The following is a 15,247-nucleotide window of genomic DNA, read 5'->3' as shown; positions in this document are numbered from 1 at the left end:
ACGTGAATGGCATTTTCGCCTTATCTTCTAGGGCTGGCGCCACTATGAAGGTGTAGGCAGGCGGAAGTTTCATTGACACCAAATCTAGTTTTAGTACAAAATTCCGCTCAGAACGTCTTTTAGAACGTTTGTATTCCTTGGAACCCGTTAGCTAACGGGTAATGTGTTTAGTTAAGTGAGGGGACTTTGATGAAGAAATCCGTCAATCAGCGCGGCGCCGGCTCGGCCTCGGGCAGCGTTGCTTTTAAATTGAGCCCGGTTGCAGCCGGTTGCGCATTGCTGTTGTCCGCGATGTCCGGCACTGCATTCGCACAGGATGCCTCCGGCACCGTAGCCGCCGACGGCAATACCGTCCAGTCGGTGAAAGTATCCGGTATCCGTCGTGGTATTGAAGACGCGATTTCCGTCAAAAAGAATTCCGAATCCATCGTTGAAGCGATTTCGGCTGAAGACATCGGCAAGCTGCCGGATGTGTCGATCGCTGAATCGCTGTCCCGCCTGCCGGGCGTAGCCGCCCAGCGCGTGGCTGGCCGTGCGCAGGTGCTGAGCATCCGCGGTCTGGCCCCGGACTTCTCGACCACCACCCTGAACGGCCGCGAGCAAGCTTCGACCGGCGATAACCGTAGCGTGGAATACGATCAGTACCCATCGGAGCTGATCAACGGCGCCACTGTGTACAAAACCCCGGACGGTTCGCTGGTAGGCCAAGGCCTGTCGGGCACCGTTGACCTGCAAACCGTACGTCCGCTGGAATTCCCAGGCCGCACCATGGCGCTCAACGTGCGCGGCGAGAAAAACTCGATCGGCAAACAGAACGCCGGCTTCAAAGACAAAGGCTATCGCGTCAGCGGTATCTACATCGACCAGTTCAACAACCGCACCCTGGGTGTGGCAGTTGGCTATGCTCGTCTGGATTCGCCAGGCCAGTACCAGAAGTGGAGCAGCTGGGGCTACGGCACCGATCCTAAGACCGGCAGCGCCACCGCGCTGGCCAACCAGGGTAACGAAGTGGACGCTGGTTCGAGCAAGCAGACCCGTGACGGCCTGATGGCTGTGGTGCAATGGCGTCCAAGCCGCGACTTCCAGTCGATGGTTGACACCTACTACTCCAAGTTCGACTCCGACACCACCATTCGTGGCATGCAGTTCGGCACCGGCAACTGGATGGGCGGCCTGGGTTACAAGAACGTGGTCCTCGGCCAGAACAACGGCAACCAAGTGGTGCAGTCGGCTACCGTCAGCGGCATTCAGCCAGTGCTGCGTAACGACCTGAACACCACCCGCGACAAACTGTTCGCGATCGGCTGGAACAATAAACTGCGCATGACCGACGAGTGGACCGGCATTGCCGACTTCAGCTACTCGAAAGCTGACCGCAACGACATGCTGCTGGAAACCTACTCCGGCGCCGCCACCACCGACACCGCCACCATCAGCCGCAACCTGGCGACCGGTGTGCCGCAAATCGGTACCGGCTTGAACTACGCTGACGCCAACGTCGTCAAACTGAGCGACCCAGGTGGCTGGGGCCAGGACGGCTACGTCAAGTACCCGAAAGTGTCGGACAAGCTGAAATCGGCCCGCTTCTCGGCCAAGCGCGACCTGGACGGCATGTTCAGCAACCTGGACGTCGGCGTCAATTTCACCAAGCGTGACAAGACCCGTGAATCGGCCGAGCTGCTGGTCAACCTGAAAAATGGCCGCACCCCAGTGTCGATTCCATCGCAGTACATCGAATCGCCAACCTCGCTGGGCTTTGCCGGTATCCCTGGCATCATGGCCTATGACATCCTGGGTGTGGTGAACTCGCTGTACAACCAGACGCCGAAGATCCACCAGGACATCTACAACAAGGACTGGCTGGTGAGCGAGAAGGTTTCGACCGCCTACGCCAAGCTGGGCATCGACACTGTGTTTGGCCTGCCGGTCAAGGGTAACGTGGGCGTGCAAGCGATCCACACCCAGCAGAGCTCGAGCGCGTTCAACGTCGACACCAACAACCTGAACGTACCGAAGACTGCCGAAGAAGGCGCGTCGTACAACGACTTCCTGCCTAGCCTGAACTTGAACTTCGACGCTGGCAATGAGCAGCACATCCGCGTAGGCGCCGGCAAGACCATGGCCCGTGCCCGTCTGGACCAACTGCGCGCATCGTCGTCGGCTTCGGTGGACACCACCAAGCTGCTGTGGAGCGGTTCGGGCGGTAACCCTAACCTGAAACCATGGCGCGCTAACGCCTTTGACTTGTCGTACGAGAAGTACTTCGACAAAGGCACCTACTTCAGCGCTGCGACCTTCTACAAAAAGCTGAAGACCTACATCTACGACCAGGTCCTGCCATACGACTTCACCAGCTATCCTAACGATGGCGTCACGCCGAAGTCGAACATTGGTACCCTGACCCGCCCAGCCAACGGCACCGGCGGCACCATCAAGGGTGTTGAACTGTCCGGCTCGCTGGATGGCAAGATCCTGTGGTCGGGACTGGACGGCTTCGGCGCCACCGGTTCGATCTCGCGTACTAGCAGCGAGATCCAGCCTGATGGTCCTGGCACCTCCGGCGCACTGCCTGGCCTGTCGCGCACCGTGTCGAACGTGCAGTTCTTCTACGAGAAATCGGGCTGGTCGGCACGTGTGACCCGCAGCGAGCGGTCGAACTTCCGTGGCGAAGTGACCGGCTTCGGTGCTGACCGCGCCTTCACCGATATCAAAGGTGCAGCGCAGGTGGACTTCCAGTTCGGTTACGAGTTCAAGGATGGTGCGTACAAAGGCCTGTCGTTCCTGGCCCAGGTCATCAACGCCGGCAACACCGCGTACCAGACCACCACCACCCTGGCCGATGGTTCGAAACAGCCTAACGAGTACACCCGCTACGGCCGTACCATGCTGCTGGGCCTGAACTACAAGATGTAAGTTTAGTCTGGTATAAAACATCCCCTGTCTGCGCGAGCGGCAGGGGATGTTTTTTTTGGAGGAGAGAACATGCAGCAGAATGCAAATGAGCGCCGGATCCGCAATATCGTGATCGTCGGCGGCGGCACGGCCGGCTGGATGACGGCGGCGGCCATGTCCAAACTGCTGGGCGGCCAGTACCACGTGCGCCTGATCGAGTCGGACGAGATTTCCACCGTCGGCGTGGGCGAGGCGACCATCCCGCAAATCAAACTGTTTAACCAGGCGCTGGGCATTGACGAAGATGACTTCCTGCGCGAGACGCAGGGCACCTTCAAGCTGGGCATCCAGTTTGTGGACTGGGGCCGGCTGGGCGAAAACTACATCCACACCTTTGGCAGCATCGGCGTGGACATGGGGCTGGTCGAGTTCCACCACTACTGGCTCAAGCTGCACCAGGCTGGGTTGGCGCCAGACTTTGGCGCTTACTCGCTGGCGGCAGTGGCGGCGCCGCAAAACAAATTCATGCGCGCCATCGATGCCGGCAATTCGCCGATTTCGCAGATCGCCCACGCCTTCCAGTTCGACGCCGGCCTTTACGCGCGCTACCTGCGCAAGTTTGCCGAAGCGCGCGGCGTGGTGCGCACCGAAGGCAAGGTGGCGGACGTCATCCTGCGCGAGGGCGACGGCTTTGTTGACGCGGTGACGATGGAAAACGGCGAGCGCTATCAGGCCGACCTGTTCATCGACTGCTCCGGCTTCCGCGGCCTGCTGATTGAAGGCGCGCTGAAAACTGGCTATGAGGACTGGACCCACTGGCTGCCGTGCGACCGCGCGCTGGCGGTGCCGTGTGAATCAAATGGCCCGATTACGCCGTACACGCGGGCCACTGCGCGCACCGCCGGCTGGCAGTGGCGCATTCCGCTGCAGCACCGCATCGGCAACGGCCATGTGTATTCGAGCCGTTTTATCAGCGACGACGAAGCCTGCGCGCAGCTGATGGCCAATCTGGATGGCGCGCCGCTGGCGGAACCGAAGCCGCTGCGCTTCGTCACCGGCAAGCGTAACAAGATCTGGAATCGCAACGTGGTGGCGATTGGCCTGTCGAGTGGTTTCATGGAGCCGCTGGAATCGACCAGCATCCATTTGATCCAGTCCAGCATTGCACGTTTGATGAGCTTCTTCCCGGACCGCGACTTCAACCAGGACAATATCGACGAATTCAATCGCCAGGCGCATTTTGAAGTGGACCGCATCCGCGACTTCCTGATCCTGCACTACAACGCGACCACGCGCGACGACACGCCGTTCTGGAATTACTGCCGCACGATGGAAGTGCCGGAGACGCTGAAGCAGAAGGTGGACTTGTTCAAACAACATGGCCGCTTCTACCGCGAGAAGGATGAGATGTTTGCCAGTGTCAGCTGGCTGCAGGTGATGCTGGGGCAGGGGATTATGCCGAAGTCCTACCATCCGCTGGTGGACCTGGTGCCGCAGCAGCAGGTGGAGGCTCACCTGCAGGGGATTAACACCGTGGTCGGGAACTGCGTGCAAAAGATGCCCGGCCACGAGGAATTCATCGCCGCCCACTGCCGTGCGGCGGGGATGAATCCCAAGCGTCCGGACTATTCGATACGCTGATTACTTCTTCTCGGCGGCAGCGAAAGCGGCGTTCTGCTGGTCCAGCCAGACCTTCAGCGGCGCGAAGTATTCGAGCAGCGCGTTGCCGTCGATTTTGTCTTCACCCGAAATAGCCTTCAGCGCTTCCGGCCACGGCTTGCTGGCGCCCATCGCCAGCATCTGCTGGAACTTGGCGCCGGCCTTGGCGTTGCCGTACACCGAGCAGCGGTTCAACGGGCCGGTGTAGCCGGCTTCGCGGCACAGCGCGCGGTGGAACTGGAACTGCAGCATATCGGCCAGGAAGTAGCGCGAGTATGGCACGTCGGCCGCCACGTGGTATTTGGCGCCGGCGTCGAAGCCGGTGGCGCCGCTGCCTGCCACTGGACGCTTCATGCCCATGTACTGCTCGCGCAGCTGCCACCAGCTTTTGTCGTAATCAGCTGGCTTGGTCTTGCCCGAGTAGACGTCCCAACGCCATTTATCAACCGTGTAGGCGAACGGCAGGATCGTCACTTTGCTCAGCGCGCGTTCCAGCAGTTGCGGGATGTCGGCGGAGACGTCCGGTTCCTGGTCCATCAGGCCGATCTGCTTCAGGTAGGCCGGCGTGATCGACAGCGCCACGGTGTCGCCGATGGCTTCATGGAAGCCGTCGTTGGCGCCGTTACGGAACAGGAAAGGCTGCTTGGTGTAGGCCAGGAAGTAGTACACGTGGCCCAGCTCATGGTGGATCACGGTGAAGTCTTCAGCGGTCGGGGTGATGCACATCTTGATGCGCACATCATCCTTCTCGTTGAGCGGCCATGCGGAGGCGTGGCACACCACATCGCGGTCGCGCGGCTTGGTCAGCAGTGAGCGTTCCCAGAATGTCGCCGGCAGTTTTTGCATGCCGAGCGAGGTGTAGAAACCTTCGGCGTACTTGGTCATCTGCTTGGCGTCGGTCTTGCGCTCTTCCAGTACCTTGGTCAGGTCGTAGCTCTTGGTGTCGGTGGATGGCTTCAGGATCGGATACAAGTTGGTCCAGGTCTGGCTCCACATATTGCCGAACAAGTGCGATGGGATAGGGCCGGTCAGCGGCACCACATCCGGGCCGTAGGTGGCGCGCAGCTTGTAGCGGGTGTAGGTGTGCAGCGAATCGTACAGCGGTTTAACTTGCTGCCACAGGCGTTCCATCTCGGCGGAGAAAGCTTCCGGTGGCATGTCGTACTGCGAGCGCCACATCGCGCCGGTGTCGGCAAAGCCCATCTGCTTGGCGCCCTTGTTGGACAGGGCGACGTATTCCACATACTTGTCTTTGTAGGCTGGCGATTGCGCGTGCCAGCCGGACCACATCTCTTTCAGCTTGGCTTCGTCGTGACTGGTGGCCAGGACTTTTTCCATTTCGCCCAGCGCCATGCAGTCGCCGTTTTGCGGGCAGTATTTGGCTTTGCCGTAGGCGCCGTTCAGGGCTGCTTGCAGCGTGGCGTATTGTTCGCGTTCTTTCGGATCGGCGAAGACCACGGTCTGCTGCAGCAGCATGATCTTGCGCGCGGCTTCCGGCGACAGCTTCATGCCGTTGAAGCGGCGCGCGCCGATGGCGGCTTCACCGGAAGCGGCCAGGAAGCGCTCGGCGAAATAGGCGGCGATGCCTTCGGTATCGTCGGTGATGAAATTGGAACCGACCCAGGCGGCGCGGGCTTGTTCGTTATTCAGCTTATTGAGCTTTGCCTCGGTGTCGGCCAGGAAGCGGTCGGCTTCAGCGGCAGTCGGCTTGGCGACAGGGGCGGCCAGCACGGTGGCGCTGGCGGCTGCCATGGCGGTAGCCGCCAGCAGCGTGCTGATAATTTTTGGTGTCACAGGCATCTCCCTTGTTATGACCGGATCGGCTGATCCGATGGGCGGTAATCATACACGCACTTATGGTGGTGTTCGGAGCAATTGATTGTAGGCTGGGTAGTTGGAGATATCGTTGTGCTTTGCTCTCGGAACGATGGTGAGCGTTGCAATGCCTTTTGCGAAGTGCCCATAGAGTGCGTGCGTGCTTGCGGCTGGAATGACTTCGTCGTGTTCTGCCATGACTAACAGCGTGGGAGTAGCGATCCTTTCCGCATACTTCCACGATTCAAACTTGTCACGCAAGATCCAGCGGACCGGGAAGTATGGGAACTGCTGTTGCGCCAGTTCCTGAATGCTGTTGTACGGCGTGACCAGAATCAAGCGACTGACTGGCCGCTGGCTGGCCAACTGCACGGCAACGCCGCTGCCAAGGCTGCGTCCCACTACGGTAATGTTCTTGTGACTTCTGAACGCCTCATCAAACAACAACTGCGCATCGGCGACGAGTGCTGCTTCGGATGGGCTGCCGGTACTTCCGCCATAACCGCGGTAATTCATTAGATAGAGCGTGTGATCGGGGAACGCCGCGCTGAGACCTGGCAGGCTTGCAGTTACGTCTTCCGCATTGCCACCGAAGTAGATCACGGCATTGACGCCATCTCGCTGCTGGACCGTGACCCGCACTTGCGCACCATCTGCTGCTAACGTGAGCGTGGGGTGATTGGTTTTGCTAGACCGTTGTGGGAAATAGATAAGGGAGCGCTGGGCCAAGTACAGAGCGGCACACAGGCCGACATAGGCGGCTAGCAGGACGATAGACAGGATGATCAATTTACGCGGCATAGGATGGATTGTAGCGCCAGATGCTATGCTGTCCAATTCGGATTGAAAGGGCCTCCATGCGTATCGCGCTGCCGATTATTTTGTCGTTATGTGTTTCGAACTTTGCTTTTGCAGATGACGCCTCGCCTGAGGCGCCGCAGCAGGTGGCTGTTCAGGGCAGCAAAGATCCTGACTGGAAGCCGTATCGGAAAATGTTGGATGGACTGGATGCGTTCGAAAAATTCCACGCCTTGGCGCCGTCGGCGGAACTGAAATTTGTCCTGCGTCCCCAGCAAGCGAATCTGGATACCGCTGATCTCAAACTACGCATCGTAGGCGACAGCACCAGCATCGATTTGCCGATCGCTGGCGATCACACTTTCTCCGTCCCGCGCGTGGAATCAGCGGCCAAGGATGATGCCGACCTTCGGCTCAATAGCAAGAAGGGCTTGTTCCGTTGGCGTCCTGATATTCATACCGCCGGACTGCCTGCCGGCACGCGGCGTCTGGGGGATCTGCGTCTGGAATGCGAAGTGCGCTGGGCCGTCGACAAGTTCGATGTCTCGTTTATCCAGTTGGCCTATCTGGCGCCATTGGGCGGCGCATGTCACACTTCCCGCAGCCGGATTTTCTATACGAGCGCATCGCCGGTAGCGGGCGTCACGCTGGTAGCCGGCACGCGCCGCGAGAAGCTGCCGGCAGAGCGCCTGAGCACCAAAGACCCAACGCGCTACGCACCGCCGCTGCACGACCAGAGCTGGCCGGATGACACGCTGCTGGAGTTTGAACTCGCCACGCCGAAGTCGTAGCTTTAGCGCAGCCGCTCAAACGCGGCATCGCCGTATTCATCGATGCCGGTAAAGGTCCATCCAGTGGCTGCATAGAAGCCTTGCGCGCGCGTGTTGGCGCCTGTGGTGAGGTGAATGCGATCCAGGCCTTGGTCAAACAGCCACTGGATCATTGGCTCCTGCACTTTGCTGCCATAACCTTTACCTTCATGATCCTCATGCACGAAGACCGCCCAGATATTCCCCGTCTGGTGCTCGCCGATCGCAAAGGCGACGATGATCCCTTCCTGTTCCAGCACCCAGCCACGGCCTATGGTTTCCAGATACGGGATGTAAGTCTCTTCGTGGATCTTGGTGTTGATGGATAGCTTATTTTCCCGCACAGCCTTACGCACCTTGTGCATGGCCGGAATATCTTCAAGAACTGCTTGTCGAACGATGATTTTCAAATTGCTTCCTTAAATGTGCGTTGTAGTGCGAAGATATATGAGTGACGATAAAAAACGAGGCCTTATGCGCATATTATCCTTGTTCCTGCTCGCCCTTAGCTCTTCCGCCTGGGCCGCACCACAGTTTTGCAGCCGCCCTGATGGCAAGGCAGAACAACTGATTTGCTCCGATCCGGAATTGCAGGCTCGCGACAAATCGCTCACCGCAGTCTATGCGGCAGCAAGGCAGAAGGCCAAGCCTGCGCAGCAGAAGCTTCTGGCCGCTGAGCAGAAGGGCTGGTGGCGTGGCATCCGCGATTGCTGGAAAGCCGATGATTTACAAGCCTGCGTCGCCAGCGGATACGAGTTACGCACGGTGGAACTGCAAACCAGCTGGAAGCTGGTCCCTGCGCATGAGCCGCTGCATTTCCGTTGCGCCGATGGCGCCGACATCAGCGTCACCTACTTTGTAACGCAGCCATCCAGCCTGATTGCGATCCGCAAGAACGAGCAGTCGCTGATGCGCTCCGCCCCGGCCGCCAGCGGCGCGCGTTACGTGGGCCGCAACGAAAGCTTCTGGGAACATCAAGGCGAGGTGCGCCTCACTTGGGGAAATCAAGCTCCGGAGACGACCTGTGTAAAGCAGTAGCAATGGCATCTATGATTAACCGGCGGTGCGCTCTCGTTGATACCGCCGGCATAGACGTAGACGCCGGCCACTTTCGCTTCGGCGATGACGGCGCGCGCATCGAGGCCGACCTGCGCGAATTCATCATCGGGAGCGACCATTGCATCGCTGGGGAAGGAGATCAGGTATTTGCTCATGGTTAGGCCACGTAGTTGAGTTTCCACGGCACGCCGAAACGATCAATCGCGATGGCGTAGCAGGGTGACCAGAAGGTTTTCTGCGGAGCCAGCACCACGTGGCCATCGTGTTGCAGCGCGTTGAAATAAGACCAGACTTTCTCTTCCGAGTCCACGCCCAGCAGCACGTAAAAACCTTTCGGCTTTTCATAGCGGCTTGAATCAACATCGGCGCCGGCTATCTCAACGCCGTCGATGCAAATATTGGCATGGACGATTTTTTCGGAATCCTTCACGTGCAACATGGTGCCGATCTTGCCGCCAAGGTGCTCGGCGTAGAACGAGAAGGCCTCTTCACACTGGCCGTTGAAATCGATATGGAATGATAAGCTCATGTCGGGGTGATGTTATCAAGAGGGGATGCCAATTTAACATACCCCGACACGGCCAGGCTGATTACAGCGTGATGTCGATGCTGCGGCTGGCCGCATCGCTGGCCAGCAGTTCAACCGTCAGCTGGAAGGTTTTTTCATCCCAGCTGAAGACCGCAACTTTGCCGTCCACCCGCACCGAGGCTGGCGGCGCAGTTACAGTGTGCACGGTGAGCGAGATGCTGCGCTCCGGACGCTGGTACTGCTTGCCCAGTTCCGAATCCACGCGCAGCGACAGGGCCTTGCCCTGCAGCTTGCTGGTAAAGTTCAGCAGCTCGTACTTGCCTTGTTCGTAGGCCTGCGCGGTCAGGCCGTCGTCGTCATACAGCTTGCCGACGCTGGTGCGCACCGAGGCATCGTGCCAGTAATGCAGCTCGATGTTTTTGGTGTTGTAGTCGCGCGTGGTCTGTACCACCTTTGCCATCGGGATGAAGGCGCCGGCGCGCACGTACACCGGCACGTGGTCGGCAGACAGTTCGATCGAACGCGTCGCCCCGCCGGCCTGGCGCTCGCCGGTGTAGAAGTCGAACCACGCGCTGCGGGATGGGAAGTAGACATCGGCTTTCGTCTGGCCTGGCTTCAGCACCGGCGTCACGAGGAAGTCCTTGCCCCACAAGTAGGTCGACGACATGGCGCGTACCTTGGCGTTGCCCGGTTCCTCGTAAATCATGGGACGCATCAGCGGCATGCCGTGCTGGTTGTTGTCGAAGCCCAGCGTGTAGTTGTATGGCAGCAGGCTATAACGCAGGCGCACCGCATCACGCGCCAGCGCCTTGGTCTTGTCGTCGCGGTAGACCGGCTCGGAAGGCACTTCCTCCTGCGCGTGCGGACGGAACACCGGCTGGAACACGCCGTATTGCAGCCAGCGCGTGTACAGCTCATTGTCCAGTACCGGATTGGCGAAACCACCGAGGTCCGAGTGCATATAGCCTACGCCCTGCATCCCCATTTGCAGCGAGATTTCAGGCTGCGATTGCAGTCCGCCCCAGCCGCGATCCACGTCACCCGACCACGGGATGATGCCGTAGCGCTGCGTGCCCGAATAACCAGAGCGCATCAGGATGAACGGGCGCTCGGTCGGGAAGTCCTGCTGATAGCCTTCTGCCACAAGGCGCGCCCACTGGTGGCCGTAGATGTTGTGCACCTGGTCCGCCGTGCCAGTGGCGTGACGCGCCGCAGTCGGATGCACTTCCGGCTCGCCCAGATCGCCCCACACACCGGTTACGCCTTGCTGGCGCAGGCCTTTGTAGATATCCCAGAACCAGCTCTTGCCCTGTGGGCTAAAGATATCGATCAAGCCGGTGTGGCCAAAGAAGAAGTCATACGCCAGCGGTTTGCCATCCGGGCCGGTGGCCAGCACTTTTTTATCGACGGCTTCCTGCCAGCGCTTGGAGGTGTCGACTACAAACGGCTCTGTAATCACCACGGTCTGCACGCCCTTGGACTTGAAGTCGGCGATCATGCCTTCCGGATTGGGGAAGCTATCCTTGTCCCAGGCCAGGTTGCCCATCGTGCCTTTGACTTCTTTGCCGAACCAGTACAAGTCAAACACGATGCCATCGAGCGGAATATCTTCGGCGATGAATTTGTTGACGGTGTCGCGCGCTTCCTGCTCGTTGTGATAGCCGAAGCGCATGGTGAAGTTACCGAAGGCCCAGCGCGGCGGCAGCGGTTGTTTGCCGGTCAGGCTGGTGTAGTTGCCGATCACGTCTTCCCACGTATCGCCGGCGATCACTTGATACGTCTTGCGGCCGCCGATGGCTTCATACGTCAGGCTGTTGTTCTTCTTGCTGTCGAAATTGAGATAGCCGGTTTGCGGATTGTCGAAGTGGATGGCGTACATCTTGGACGACAGCGCGACCGGCATGGTGTAGCCCATCAGCTCCGAGTGGTCGCCATAGCCGTAATGGGCTTTGTTGTACAAGGTGTAGCGATGGCCGCGGCGGTCCATGCCGACTGCGCGCGAACCCGCGCCGTACAAGGCTTCGTTCTTATCGAGTGCGAACTCGATGGCTTCCAGCTCGCGCGCTTCGCCCTTGTTGATATCCTTGCTGCCGGTGGCGACATCGTCTTTCACATGGATGTAGCCGCGCTTTTCCGCCACCAGCGGTTTGCCTTTGTAGGCGTAAGCGATTTTAAAAGGCGCTTTAGTAATGGTGACGACGATGCCGGATGTGGCATATTCATAGCTGCCGGCTTTTTGCTTCAAGGTGGTTTTCACCTCGGCCGGGGCCAGCACCACGGCGTGCGATGCTGGATCGATCGCTTCGCCTTTCGGCACGAAGGTGGTTTCGACGATGCCGGTGGAGTAGGGCTTGATCAGGTAGCTGCCATCGCTGGTGCGGACTTCAAGATGGCCGTCGCGCTGGGTGACGCCGTCGAATTTGCGGTCGGTGCTTTGGCTGGATGCGTGAGCGTTGGCGTGGCCAGCCAGCAGGGTCAGGGCGGCCAGTGTTGCGAAGGAGTTAATAGTCATGAACTTGGTCTCAGTGGTCGTCTTGGATTTTGTTGTTTGGCTACATTTGACATCATAGCGGAGCCTCTGAATAGGCTTTTTATCGTTATTTTACAAGGAAGTTCTTTCGTTTGACACGCTTTGGGTGGCGTGTTATTTTCCTACAAATTTTAAAATCGGGACGCGTAGCATGCACTCTTCCAGTAACAAGCCCATCCTGTCGTTCTGGCAGTTGTGGAACATGAGCCTTGGTTTCCTCGGCATCCAATTTGGTTTCGCGCTGCAAAATGCTAACGTCAGCCGGATTTTCTCCACGCTGGGCGCTGATCCCGACGATCTCTCTTTATTCTGGCTGGCCGCGCCGGTAACCGGTTTGCTGGTGCAGCCGATTATCGGCTACCTGAGCGATAACACCTGGCATCCGACCTGGGGCCGCCGCCGTCCATTCTTCTTCATCGGCGCGCTGCTGGCGTCCATCGCCTTGTTCCTGATGCCGAATTCGTCGTCGCTGTGGATGGCGGTGATCGTCCTGTGGTTGCTGGATGGCGCGATCAACATTTCGATGGAACCGTTCCGCGCCTTCGTCGGCGACAAGCTCGGACCTTCGCAGCAGACCGCCGGCTTCGCGATGCAGACCTTCTTCATCGGCTGGGGCGCGGTGATCGCATCGCTGCTGCCGACCATCTTCACCCACCTCGGCGTCAGCAACGTACCGGTGGATGGCGCGATTCCCGACACCGTGCGCTACTCGTTCTACGCCGGCGGCGCCGTGTACTTCTTCGCCGTGCTGTGGACCGTGCTGACCGCAAATGAACTGCCGCCGGAAGACCTGGCCGCGTTCCGCGCCGAGCAGCAGCGTGCCAGAGGCCCGGCCCATGCGCTGGTCGAAATCTTCAGCGGCTTTGGCAAAATGCCGAAGACCATGGTGCAGTTGGCCGTGGTGCAGTTCTTCACCTGGATCGCGCTGTTTGCGATGTGGATCTACACCACCAACGCAGTCAGCGAAAATGTATTCGGCACCACCGATGCGCAATCGGAAGCCTTCCAGCAAGCGGGCAATCACGTTGGCGTGATGTTCGCAGTGTACGGCGGCGTATCGGCGCTGGCGGCGTTCATCCTGCCGGTGTTCGCGCGCCGCACCAGCCGCAAGACCGTGCACCTGACCTGCCTCGTGATTGGCGGTGCAAGCCTGTTCAGCATCTATGCGATCCGCGACCTGAATATGCTGTTCGTACCGATGATCGGCGTCGGCATTGCCTGGGCCAGCATCCTGACCATGCCGTATGCGATCCTGGCTGGCGCGCTGCCTGCCAACCGTATGGGCTACTTCATGGGGGTGTTCAACTTCTTCATCGTGATTCCGCAAATCGTCAGCGGCTTGCTGCTGGGCTTTGTGACCAAGTACTGGTTTGAAGGCCACGCCGTCAAGACCTTGATGCTGGGCGGCGTCTGCATGGTCGTCGCCGGTGTGTTGACGCTCATAGTGCGCGACGAGGCGGAACCCGTCTGATGTAACATCGTTCGCGAGACAAGCACTCGTTATCTATCTTTGTGGAGCGAACATGAGCATCGATACTGTAGCCACTACTCCCTTCCCCGGCCAGCGGCCGGGCACTTCCGGCCTGCGCAAGAAAGTCAGCGTCTTCCAGCAGGCCCATTACCTCGAAAATTTTGTGCAAAGCGTGTTCGACACGCTGGGCGATTGCAGCGGCAAGACGCTGGTGCTGGGTGGCGATGGCCGCTATCACAACCGCGTCGCCGTGCAGACTATCTTGCGCATGGCGGCCGCGCATGGTTTTGCGCGCGTGCTGGTGGGGCAGGGCGGCATCCTGTCCACGCCGGCCGTCAGCTGCGTGATTCGCAAGCACGGTGCGCTGGGCGGCATCGTGCTGTCGGCTAGCCATAATCCCGGCGGTCCTGACGGTGATTTTGGTATCAAGTACAACATCGCCAATGGCGGGCCCGCACCGGAGAACGTGACCGAGGCGATTTACCATCACACTGAAACCATCCAGCAGTACCGCATCAGCGATGCGGCCGATATCGATTTGAACCTTGTTGGTGCGGTGCGCATTGAGGCGATGGACGTGCAAGTGATCGACCCGGTCGCCGACTACACGGAATTGATGCAGCGCTTGTTCGACTTCGACGCGATCCGCAAGCTGTTCGCGGGCGGCTTCCGCATGTGCTTTGATGGCATGTACGCGGTCTCCGGACCGTACGCCAAAGCGATACTCGAAGGCGTGCTTGGCGCACCGGCCGGCACCGTGATCAACGCCGTGCCGCTGGAAGATTTCGGCGGCCACCATCCGGATCCGAATCCGGTCAACGCTGCGCAGCTGATCGCCATCATGGCCGCCGACGACGCGCCAGACTTCGGCGCCGCCTCCGATGGCGACGGTGACCGCAACATGATCCTTGGCCGCAAATTCGACGTCACGCCATCCGACAGCCTGGCCGTGCTAGCAGCGCATGCGACCGTGGCGCCGGGCTATCGCACCGGCTTGAAAGGCATCGCCCGCTCGATGCCCACCTCGCAGGCTGCCGACCGCGTGGCCGCAGCATTGGGCATACCCGCATTTGAAACGCCGACCGGCTGGAAGTTCTTCGGCAACCTGCTCGACGCAGGCAAGGCTACGCTGTGCGGCGAAGAGAGTTACGGCACCGGCTCGGACCACATCCGCGAAAAAGACGGTGTGTGGGCCGTGCTGTTCTGGCTTAACCTGCTGGCTACGACGGGAAAATCAGTCGAACAGCTGGTGAGCGAACACTGGGCACGCTTTGGCCGCAACTACTACTCGCGCCACGATTACGAAGCAGTGGAAACCAAGGCCGCCAATGAACTCATGGCTTCCTTGCGCATCAAACTGGCCACGATGGCGGGGCAAGACCTCGGCCACTACGTGGTGGCGTTTGCCGACGATTTTGAATACACCGATCCGATCGATGGCTCGGTGGCCAAGCAGCAGGGCGTGCGTATCGTCATGACCAACGGCTCGCGCATCGTGTTCCGTTTATCCGGCACCGGCACCGAGGGCGCGACCCTGCGCGTTTATCTGGAACGTTACGAAGCAGATCCCAAGTACCACCACCTGCCGACCCAGCAGGCTCTCTCGGCATTGATATTGATCGCCGAACAAGTAGCGGGCATCGCCGGCTGGACCGGCCGCCCCCATCCCACCGTCACAACATAAC

12 protein-coding genes are annotated in these 15,247 nt (G+C 59.5%); 6 read left to right on the top strand and 6 right to left on the bottom strand.

The window, feature by feature from the left end; all coding sequences use genetic code 11:
* Positions 1–189: 189 nt before the first annotated feature.
* Positions 190–2,913 (top strand): TonB-dependent receptor, encoded by a 2,724-nt coding sequence (locus GTP46_RS16015; protein ID WP_229258970.1) that lies wholly within the window; start codon positions 190–192, stop codon positions 2,911–2,913.
* 69 nt (positions 2,914–2,982) lie between these two features.
* The gene (locus GTP46_RS16010; protein ID WP_161007630.1) at positions 2,983–4,533 is read left to right on the top strand and encodes a tryptophan halogenase family protein; all 1,551 of its coding nucleotides are present in this window, start codon (positions 2,983–2,985) and stop codon (positions 4,531–4,533) included.
* Here the strand turns inward: GTP46_RS16010 and GTP46_RS16005 are convergent, their stop codons facing one another.
* Positions 4,534–6,351: a M2 family metallopeptidase gene (locus GTP46_RS16005; RefSeq protein WP_161007629.1), complete on the bottom strand. Its 1,818-nt coding sequence runs from the start codon at positions 6,349–6,351 to the stop codon at positions 4,534–4,536. It lies immediately after the preceding gene.
* Positions 6,352–6,405: 54 nt separating this feature from the next.
* A complete protein-coding gene (locus tag GTP46_RS16000) occupies positions 6,406–7,167 on the bottom strand; it encodes an alpha/beta hydrolase (protein WP_161007628.1) in 762 nt (253 codons plus the stop codon).
* Positions 7,168–7,223: 56 nt separating this feature from the next.
* Here GTP46_RS16000 and GTP46_RS15995 point away from each other — a divergent pair, with 56 nt between their 5' ends.
* Complete coding sequence (locus GTP46_RS15995) at positions 7,224–7,955, top strand: hypothetical protein (RefSeq protein WP_161007627.1); 732 nt, start codon at positions 7,224–7,226, stop codon at positions 7,953–7,955.
* 2 nt (positions 7,956–7,957) lie between these two features.
* Here the strand turns inward: GTP46_RS15995 and GTP46_RS15990 are convergent, their stop codons facing one another.
* Positions 7,958–8,383, bottom strand: a complete 426-nt coding sequence (locus GTP46_RS15990) for a GNAT family N-acetyltransferase (RefSeq protein ID WP_161007626.1) — start codon at positions 8,381–8,383, stop codon at positions 7,958–7,960.
* 64 nt (positions 8,384–8,447) lie between these two features.
* On the opposite strand from GTP46_RS15990, the gene GTP46_RS15985 reads away from it, so the two are divergent.
* Positions 8,448–9,011, top strand: coding sequence for an MliC family protein (locus GTP46_RS15985; protein WP_161007625.1), 564 nt, complete (start codon positions 8,448–8,450; stop codon positions 9,009–9,011).
* Here GTP46_RS15985 and GTP46_RS30200 read toward each other — a convergent pair.
* The 3 genes from GTP46_RS30200 to GTP46_RS15970 all read right to left on the bottom strand — a co-directional run bounded on the left by GTP46_RS30200 (position 8,978) and on the right by GTP46_RS15970 (position 12,073).
* Positions 8,978–9,187: a hypothetical protein gene (locus tag GTP46_RS30200; protein ID WP_202414294.1), complete on the bottom strand. Its 210-nt coding sequence runs from the start codon at positions 9,185–9,187 to the stop codon at positions 8,978–8,980. The two genes, GTP46_RS15985 and GTP46_RS30200, sit on opposite strands and share 34 nt — an antisense overlap.
* A gap of 2 nt (positions 9,188–9,189) precedes the next feature.
* Positions 9,190–9,561, bottom strand: coding sequence for a VOC family protein (locus GTP46_RS15975; RefSeq protein WP_161007624.1), 372 nt, complete (start codon positions 9,559–9,561; stop codon positions 9,190–9,192).
* Between the two features lie 61 nt (positions 9,562–9,622).
* A complete protein-coding gene (locus GTP46_RS15970; protein ID WP_161007623.1) occupies positions 9,623–12,073 on the bottom strand; it encodes a glycoside hydrolase family 31 protein in 2,451 nt (816 codons plus the stop codon).
* 169 nt (positions 12,074–12,242) lie between these two features.
* Here GTP46_RS15970 and GTP46_RS15965 point away from each other — a divergent pair, with 169 nt between their 5' ends.
* Both GTP46_RS15965 and GTP46_RS15960 read left to right on the top strand, forming a co-directional pair.
* The gene (locus GTP46_RS15965; RefSeq protein ID WP_161007622.1) at positions 12,243–13,562 is read left to right on the top strand and encodes an MFS transporter; all 1,320 of its coding nucleotides are present in this window, start codon (positions 12,243–12,245) and stop codon (positions 13,560–13,562) included.
* A gap of 52 nt (positions 13,563–13,614) precedes the next feature.
* A complete protein-coding gene (locus GTP46_RS15960) occupies positions 13,615–15,246 on the top strand; it encodes an alpha-D-glucose phosphate-specific phosphoglucomutase (RefSeq protein ID WP_161007621.1) in 1,632 nt (543 codons plus the stop codon).
* Position 15,247 lies beyond the last annotated feature (1 nt).

Source organism: Duganella flavida (genome assembly GCF_009857445.1).
In the GTDB taxonomy this organism is placed as follows: Bacteria; Pseudomonadota; Gammaproteobacteria; order Burkholderiales; family Burkholderiaceae_D; genus Rugamonas; species Rugamonas flavida.
Note: the sequence above shows the minus strand (reverse complement) of the source record. Positions and strands in the feature narration are given on the sequence as shown.

Excerpts from the sequence above, each read along its gene's own strand:
- GTP46_RS16010 (WP_161007630.1), top strand. The coding sequence starts at position 2,983 with ATGCAGCAGAATGCAAATGAGCGCCGGATCCGCAATATCGTGATCGTC.
- GTP46_RS15970 (WP_161007623.1), bottom strand. The coding sequence starts at position 12,073 with ATGACTATTAACTCCTTCGCAACACTGGCCGCCCTGACCCTGCTGGCT.
- GTP46_RS16015 (WP_229258970.1), top strand. The coding sequence starts at position 190 with ATGAAGAAATCCGTCAATCAGCGCGGCGCCGGCTCGGCCTCGGGCAGC.
- GTP46_RS30200 (WP_202414294.1), bottom strand. The coding sequence starts at position 9,187 with ATGAGCAAATACCTGATCTCCTTCCCCAGCGATGCAATGGTCGCTCCC.
- GTP46_RS16005 (WP_161007629.1), bottom strand. The coding sequence starts at position 6,351 with ATGCCTGTGACACCAAAAATTATCAGCACGCTGCTGGCGGCTACCGCC.
- GTP46_RS16000 (WP_161007628.1), bottom strand. The coding sequence starts at position 7,167 with ATGCCGCGTAAATTGATCATCCTGTCTATCGTCCTGCTAGCCGCCTAT.
- GTP46_RS15995 (WP_161007627.1), top strand. The coding sequence starts at position 7,224 with ATGCGTATCGCGCTGCCGATTATTTTGTCGTTATGTGTTTCGAACTTT.
- GTP46_RS15975 (WP_161007624.1), bottom strand. The coding sequence starts at position 9,561 with ATGAGCTTATCATTCCATATCGATTTCAACGGCCAGTGTGAAGAGGCC.
- GTP46_RS15985 (WP_161007625.1), top strand. The coding sequence starts at position 8,448 with ATGCGCATATTATCCTTGTTCCTGCTCGCCCTTAGCTCTTCCGCCTGG.
- GTP46_RS15960 (WP_161007621.1), top strand. The coding sequence starts at position 13,615 with ATGAGCATCGATACTGTAGCCACTACTCCCTTCCCCGGCCAGCGGCCG.
- GTP46_RS15965 (WP_161007622.1), top strand. The coding sequence starts at position 12,243 with ATGCACTCTTCCAGTAACAAGCCCATCCTGTCGTTCTGGCAGTTGTGG.